The 5,792-nt window shown below is 33.2% G+C and carries 4 protein-coding genes; 3 read left to right on the top strand and 1 reads right to left on the bottom strand.

The window, feature by feature from the left end; genetic code table 11:
• Positions 1 to 336: 336 nt before the first annotated feature.
• A complete protein-coding gene (locus WBN21_RS13210) occupies positions 337 to 1,368 on the bottom strand; it encodes a LacI family DNA-binding transcriptional regulator (protein WP_424201028.1) in 1,032 nt (343 codons plus the stop codon).
• 172 nt (positions 1,369 to 1,540) lie between these two features.
• On the opposite strand from WBN21_RS13210, the gene WBN21_RS13205 reads away from it, so the two are divergent.
• The 3 genes from WBN21_RS13205 to WBN21_RS13195 form a co-directional block, all read left to right on the top strand.
• Complete coding sequence (locus WBN21_RS13205; RefSeq protein ID WP_424201026.1) at positions 1,541 to 4,171, top strand: TonB-dependent receptor domain-containing protein; 2,631 nt, start codon at positions 1,541 to 1,543, stop codon at positions 4,169 to 4,171.
• A 92-nt stretch (positions 4,172 to 4,263) separates the two neighbouring features.
• Entirely contained in the window at positions 4,264 to 4,638 is a 375-nt protein-coding gene (locus tag WBN21_RS13200) for a glutaredoxin domain-containing protein (protein WP_424201024.1), read from the top strand.
• Positions 4,639 to 4,644: 6 nt separating this feature from the next.
• Positions 4,645 to 5,792 (top strand): MFS transporter (locus WBN21_RS13195; protein WP_424201022.1); only part of this gene is annotated, 1,148 nt, incomplete at its 3' end.

The raw sequence follows: 5,792 nt of genomic DNA, 5'->3' as shown, positions 1-5,792 counted from the left end.
AATAAATTGTCCATTTTTATTGTTTTTAGATTTATAAAATGAACAAAAGCGCTTTTGTTTTCCCTTATGGGATGATGGAAATAAAAGTAGGAAATGTGGCTATTGAAAGAAGAAAAAAATTCAATTAGTTATTCACAAATAATTGATAGACAGTATATTAATTCAAATACTATCAAATCTCATTAAGTTTTTGGTCTTTGGTTTTTTTCGCTTTTAAATAACATCAAAACAAATCAAACACTATGGCTTACAAGTAGTTATTTTGGGGCATATTTTTTAGTTATTAACATTAAAAAAGAGGAAATTAACTAAATGTAGCGTTGTAAAGCGCAGATTTTAGGGTTGCTTAGTAGATTCTCTCTTTACCAGACCTGTTTCTAAAGTAATTTCTTTATAAACTATAGGTCTGTTCTCTTTCTTTTTTCTAATTTCTTTATAAAGTTGTTTAAATGCCGTTTTGCCCATTTTAAATCCCGGTTGGTCAATAGTTGTTAAGGAGGGAGATATAACCGAAGACATAAACCAATTACTAAATCCAACTATACTAATATCTTCTGGAATTTTTACACCCATTTGTTGGAACTCAGTCATAGCCCCTATAGCTACCAAGTCCGTATTTATAAAGATACCATCTACGTCGTCATGGTCTTCTAATAATTGTTTTGCATTTTTTTTACCTTCTTCAAAGCTCATATCCCCACATTCACAGATATAAACTAGTGAGGGATCGTATGGTAAATTATTATCCAACAATGCTCTTTTGTAGCCTAAAAATCTATCAATTGAATTTTGTGGTAATAGAGCGCCTCTAAAATGTGCAATACGTTTGCATCCTATATCAATTAAATGCTGTGTTGCAGTATAAGCAGCTTTTCTATCGTCAATAATTACTTTCGAACAATTGACAATTTTCGCGATTTTGTCAAACATGACTAAAGGCTTTCCTTGATTAACTATCTCATTTAAATGGTTAAAATCTGCAGTACCATTAGCTAAAGAAATTAAAATCCCATCAACACGTTGACTTAATAATAAATCAATCTGTTTTTTTTCTAACTCGTAAGATTCATTTGATTGAAGGATGATAACTAAGTATCCTTTTTTTTCCGCTTGCGAAATAATACCTTTAATCACATTTGAAAAAAAATGATGAACAATTACGGGAATTACCAAACCTATTGTTTTGGATTCCTTGGTTCTTAGGTTAACTGCAAAAGTGTTTGGCTTATAGTTAAGGGTTTTTGCTAGCTCTTTTACCTGTAGTTTGGTTTTTTTGCTAACATCTGGATAATTCTTTAATGCTTTTGAGACCGTAGTAACTGAAATATTTAATTGTTCTGCTATATCTTTTAGTGTTACAGTTTTCATATAAAGGGATAATTTTACAAAGCTAAAATATACAAAAAATTGTAAATCGAAAACGTTTTCGGTACTTTCGAAAACGTTTTCGATAAAGAATATCATAAAATTAGTACTTTATAAATATAGATTTGACAAAAATTAATATAATAAATTATTGAATAACTAAAAAAGACTAAAAATGAATTCGATTAAAAAAAATGGATTTTTATTGATTATGATGTTACTTTCAATTAGTACTGCAGTAGCGCAATCAATATCAGGAAATGTACAAGATCAAGCAGGTGTACCTTTACCAGGTGTAAATGTTATTTTAGATGGCACAACTAAAGGTGCTGTTACCGATTTTGATGGAAATTACTCTATCGACAATGTGGAGAATGGTACTTATACTTTAAATGCAACCTTTATTGGTTATGCAAAATCTTCACAAAGTATAACAGTACAAGATGAAGATATTACAGTTAACATTACTATGGCAGAAGATGCGCAGTCTCTAGACCAGGTAATTGTTACAGGAGTTGTAAATCCTAAGTCTAGATTGGAGTCTAGTATTTCTGTATCTACAATTGGTGCTAAGCAAATAGAGACGGCAGCACCTAGAAGTGCTGGTGAGCTATTTAGAAATGTACCGGGTATACGTGCGGAATCATCGGGTGGTGAAGGTAACGCTAACTTTAATGTACGTGGTGTACCGGTTTCTTCTGGTGGTTCAAGATATTTTCAAATTCAAGAAGATGGTTTGCCATTAAACTTATTTGGTGATACTTCTTTTGGAAACGCGGATAACTTTTTAAGAATTGATTCTAACATTGGAAGAGTTGAAGCTATTAGAGGTGGTTCGGCATCTACGCAAACATCTAATGGACCAGCTGGTATCATTAACATGATTAGTAAAACAGGTGCAACAGAAGGTGGTTCATTAGCAACTACTTTTGGTTTAGATTATCAAACTAGTAGATTAGATTTTGAATATGGACAACCATTAGGCAATGGATTATCTTACCATATGGGTGGATTTATGAGAACAGGAGAAGGTCCAAGAGAAATTGGTTATCAAGGTAATAAAGGCGGACAATTTAAAGCGAATCTTACAAAACGATTTGACAAAGGGTATGTGCGTGTTTATGCTAAGTTTTTAAATGACAAAGCTGCAATGTATTTACCAATGCCAATGCTGTTAGAAGGTGATAACGATAATCCTACTTATTCTAATCTTCCTGGTTTTGATATTACTAGCGATTCTCAACATTCTGCCTATTTACAACAAAGTGCAGGAACAAACCCTTTTGATGGTGGCGGAAGACATGTAAATGATGTTAGAAACGGTAATAACCCGATTTCTAAATCTTTAGGAGCAGAGTTTTCCTTTGATTTAGGAAACGATTGGAAAATTGCTGGTAAAGCAAGATATTCTAACAATAGCGGACAATGGGTTGCTCCATTTACAGCTGCTGTTGGTACGGTTGCTGAAATTGATGCAACTGCAAGAGCTGCTGCTGGAGCAGGTGCGGAGCCTTTAGTTTATGCTGATGGAGATAGAGAGGCTTTTGCTCCATCAAATGGATTAGCACAAATTATACACATGTTTGATGTTTCTGTAGAAGATTTAAGTAACTTTTTTAGTGATATGAAAATTACTAAAAAACTTGGCGATAATGTAGGTGTAACTGCTGGTTTATTTACAGCAACTCAAAACACTAAAATTGGATGGCAATGGAGTTCTTTTCTTTCTGAAGTAAAAGGTGGAGGGCAAGCAAGATTAGCAGATTTTGATGGTTTTTCAAGAAACGGTCAGTACTCTTATGGTACGCCAGTTTGGGGTAACTGTTGTCAACGTAAATATAATACGGTGCATAATGTAAATTCGCCTTATGTTGGTATTGATGCAGACCTTTCTGAAAAATTAAATTTTGATGGTAGTATCCGTTTTGAAAACGTAAATGTTAATGGTAACATTGCTGGTGGTCCTACTAGTCAAGGTGCGTATGATTATGACGGTGATGGTACAATTCAAGGTATCGAACAAGTTGTTCCAGTAATAGCTGGAAATGCAGGTCAAATTGTAAATGATGATTATAACTTTGTATCTTACTCAGCTGGTCTTAACTATAAAATTAATGACGGTGCTGCTGTATTTGCAAGATATAGTAAAGGTGCTTCAGGTAGAGCTGCCGACAGAAATACATATGGTACAGATGGTTTAGCTGATGTTCAGTTTGATGAGCTTTCACAAATTGAAGCTGGTTACAAGAAAAGACTTAATAACGGAACAGTTAACCTTACTGGTTTTATGAGTAATACTGATGAAGGCATAAGTAATGAGTTGAACAGAACTGTTGGTAACCCCTTTAAAGCCCTAGGTTTAGAAGCAGAAACTGCTTTAGCATTTGGAGAAAACTTTTCATTCAATGGATCATTTACTTGGACAAAAGCAGAAATTGACGGTGGTGATAACAAAGGGAACACTCCAAGAAGACAAGCAGATTTAGTATATAACTTATCGCCTTCATTTAATTTTGGAGATACAAAACAACATTCTGTGGCTTTAAGTGTTTTAGGAACTTCTAAATCCTATGCTCAAGATGATAACGCTTTAGTGATGCCAGCTTATGCTTACTTTAATTTAATAGGTAGAGCAGGTTTAACAAAAGGACTTTCATTAGTATTAAGTGTAAACAATCTTTTTGATACAGTTGGTATCACAGAAGTTGAAGGTAATGGTGATGGTGCTTTTGGTAGTAACCGTTTAGTAAGAGCGAGGTCTATTAGTGGTCGTTCTTCAACACTATCTTTACAATATAAATTTTAAAAAAACAAGTTTAGTTTGATTTGAGTTTGTTAACAAAAAGGGTTGGGGTTTTATGCTAAGTCTCAACTCTTTTTAATTAAAAATTTTATAGAATGAAAGCTATTATTTTTTCAATATTATTTATCATAACTTTAGGTGAATTTAGTTTTGGGCAAGCTGTAGAATCTGGTTTAAAGGATAACTTGACTTCTCAAAAAGATTTGAAAAAAATAATAGTATATGGAAGCGATACGTGTCATTATTGTATCGATACAAAAGCATATTTAAAAGAAAAAAAGATAGATTTCATATATTATGATGTCGATGTAAATCTTTTGAAGCAAAGAGAAATGCTGATTAAAATGCAAAAAGCAGGTTTGTCTGCAGATAATTTGTCATTACCAGTTGTGGATTTGTATGGTAAGCTTATTATGAATGGTGCTAATTTTGAAGATTTTCTTAAAAAACTAGATACCTCTAAAAACTAAATTAAGATGAAAATTAAAAAACCAAGCTTATCCTTTTGGCAAATTTTTAATATGAATGTAGGATTCTTAGGAATTCAATTCAGTTTTGGTTTGCAGCAAACAGCCGTTAATCCTATATTTTCATTTTTAGGAGCACATCATGAAGATTTGCCTTTGTTGAATCTCGCTGGGCCTGTTACAGGTTTAATTATTCAACCTATAATTGGTGCTATCTCAGATAAAACATGGTCGCCACGTTGGGGAAGACGTAAACCATTCTTCTTAATAGGGGCAATAATAGGTAGTTTGTGTTTGTTTGCGTTTCCATTCAGTCCAACACTTTGGTTTGCAGTTGGTTTGTTATGGATTCTAGATGTTGGGAATAATATGGCTATGGAGCCTTATCGCGCTTTTGTGGGTGATAAATTACCAAACAAGCAGTTAAGTTTTGGTTACCAAATGCAAAGTTTATTTGTTGGTGCGGGTATTGTTTTAGCAAATGCATCCATTTTTCTTTTTCAAGATTGGTTTGGTGCTGCAGAAGCTGTTGAAGCGGCTAGTGGTATTCCAAAGTGGTTGTATTATTCATTTTTTATTGGTGCTTTATTATCTGTTTCTACCATTTTGTGGTCAGTTTTAAAAACTCCAGAAATACCCCCTTCAGATGAGGAATTTGATGAAATTAAAAAGCATAATGCTTTACCTTTTTCAGAAAGAATAAAAACACCATTTAAAGAAATTGTTGAAGCCATAAAAGATATGCCCAAATTTATGTGGAAACTATCTGCTGTTTATCTTTTTCAATGGTATGCCTTGTTTGTGTATTGGCAATTTATTTCTCCAATGTTTGAAGAAAGCATGGGTTTTGATAAATCACAAGCATTAAGTCAAGCAGCAAAAATGAATACTACATATAATGTTTCAACAATAGTTTTTGCATTGGCACTCGTTCCGTTGGCTTTAAAATTCGGAGGAAAAAAAGTATACGTTCTTAGTTTATTTTTAACAGGAATTGCGATGCTTAGTATTCCGCATATTCAAGACCCGCTTTTGGTTATCTTACCAATGATTTTATTTGGGATAGGTTGGGCGGCAATGATGGGTATTCCATATTCTATGGTGTCTAAAATAGTACCTCAAGAAAGACGTGGTGTTTATATGGGGATATTAAATAT

Source organism: Algibacter sp., from assembly GCF_049667265.1.
GTDB lineage: Bacteria > Bacteroidota > Bacteroidia > Flavobacteriales > Flavobacteriaceae > Algibacter_B.
The sequence above is the reverse complement of the archived record's forward strand: the minus strand, read 5'-3'. Positions and strand labels throughout refer to the sequence as shown.